At 55.9% G+C, this 2,108-nt stretch carries 1 protein-coding gene and 1 pseudogene; one reads left to right on the plus strand and one right to left on the minus strand.

Annotated features, from left to right (window positions below; translation table 11 throughout):
• Window positions 1-220: 220 nt before the first annotated feature.
• Window positions 221-1,414 (minus strand): annotated as a pseudogene (locus tag RMO15_RS15555) (IS256 family transposase); the annotation flags it as partial.
• A gap of 53 nt (window positions 1,415-1,467) precedes the next feature.
• Between RMO15_RS15555 and RMO15_RS15560 the strand changes: the two are divergent.
• Window positions 1,468-2,108: hypothetical protein (locus RMO15_RS15560; protein ID WP_309714366.1), on the plus strand; the 641-nt coding region annotated here is incomplete at its 3' end.

Below are 2,108 nucleotides of genomic sequence, written 5' to 3' on the forward strand. Positions count from 1 at the left end.
TGCACGAGATCCACTTTCGATTGTCAAGTCCATATTTTGGTGTAATTAGCTCTTCCCTCTCCCCGGCGGCTTTGCCGCCCGCGAAGCTCGCTCGCTTCGCCTTCAAAAGCGTCTCGTCAGCGGCTTAGGCCACCGTCAAGAGCACCTCGGATTCCTTTCCTTTAAAAGCAGCAGCAGAGGGCATCGCCTCTGGCAAAGCCTCTCGTAAAGCGCGTCCCCCGTCTTTAGGACGGTCTCCCCCAGATCGCTCCAACCGCCAAGTATGGTAGTCGTCCATGTTGGTGTATACCTTGCCACTCGTCATCGCCTCGTCAAACTCCATTAACAACGCGCCAAGCAGTCGCTCGCAGCTCGCCCTATTCGGGTAAATCCGAATCACGCGGTCGCGGCGACGAATCTCCCCATTCAAACGCTCCTGGGAGTTGGTTGTACGAAGCAAACGATGGTACTTCACCGGCAAGACCATCACACTCGTCACCTCGTCAAAAGCAGACTCCAAGAGGGCAACCGCCTTGCTACATCTACCTTCAAAGCTCTGGCACATCTCGCGGAAGCGGGTACGTGCGCTGGCAAGATCAGGGGCATGAAGCACCTGCTTGGCTGAAGCAAGAAAGGATTCCACCTCAGTCTTGGGACACGCATCGCTCAAGTTCCTCAGGAAGTGCGCTTGACACCTCTGCCAAGTCGCTCCGGCGAAGTGACTACCCACCGCTTTAACCAAGCCTGCATGATCGTCAGAAATGATGAACTCAACTCCGGTCAATCCTCGTGACTTCAGACTCGCAAACAAGTCGCTCCAGCTTGCCTCGCTCTCCTTATCCCCCAAGGCAAAGCCCAGCACGTGGCGGTAGCCTACCTCGTCAATGCCACAAGCAATCAGCAGGGCACACTGTCTGACACGGCCTTCCTCACGGATTTTAACCACGATGGCATCTACCAAAACGAAGGGGAATGTCTCCAAAGGCCGCTCTCGCCAGGTCTTCACCAGAGGATCTAGTACCAAGCAGAGCTTGGAAACTTGCGACTTACTGAAGGCGGCTCCACAGAGCACCTCCGTGATAGCCTCCACTTTGCGGGTGGAGACTCCCTGGAGCACCATCTCGCACAAGGCAAGAACGAAAGCCTGCTCACTGCGTTGATAACGCTCCCATAGGTCAGGACTGAACTCTCCCTCTCGTGTCCTTGGCACTTTAAGCGTGATGGTTCCGATTCTAGTCTGCATTTCTCGCTCTCGTGTGCCATTTCGATAGCCGACTCGCTCTTGAGTTCTCTCTCCAGGCTGTGCCTTGAGTGCCGCCGTGACCTGGTGGGCAAGCATTTGATTGAGTACCTGCTCGACTAAGGTGCTGAGCCCCTGTCCGCTGAACAATTTTGGCAAATCTGCCTCATCCACTGTAACCTCAAACTGAGCCATTTCTTTCTCCTCGATTCCTGAAGTCTTTCAACCTCAATTGTCGGGAGAGGGAAGTGGTTTTCTTTGCCTTGTCGGGCTTCGCCCGCCTCGTCAAGCCACCGAGCTATTTACACCATTATAAGGGCACGACCGACTACGACATTCCCAAGGATGAAGATGCCCAAGACAAATTGATGGATAAGATCCGGCAAGACGGCGCGATTCTCGCCACCAGCAAACCCGGTCAGTTCACCCTGCGCTTTGTGGCAAAAAAGCAGCGCGTCACCTTCGCCGCCTCCCGCGACTCGGCAGGCTGGCGTGTGGCAGAGAGTGGCCGCGAACCCTACCTAGCTCCGAAACCCACCCCCGTTGGCTTCCTTGGCCCCGCGGTTACGCTGACGCGACGGGATCAATTTGAGCTACGCTCACCCACGCCACAGACGCAACATCCCATTCGTCAGATTCAGGAGCTGATCGCTACGGTGCCGGGCCAGTTGGCGTTTTTGCGCGACCAGAAAGACCTGGTTGTCGTCACGGAGCAGGGCGTGATTGTGCACACTGCCTCGCTCGCGAGCATTCCTCTCAAAGAAAACGACTCGCTGAGCAAGATTCTCTGGCGCGGCGGCACGCGCTTTCTCATCTTTGTTGAGCACACAGGAACCAAAGAAGAGCAGCGCTACTCCGAGGCGTACCAAGTGGATGTCGCGACCGGAAA

Origin of the sequence: Armatimonas sp. (assembly GCF_031410135.1) — a bacterium.
Lineage (GTDB): Bacteria > Armatimonadota > Armatimonadia > Armatimonadales > Armatimonadaceae > Armatimonas.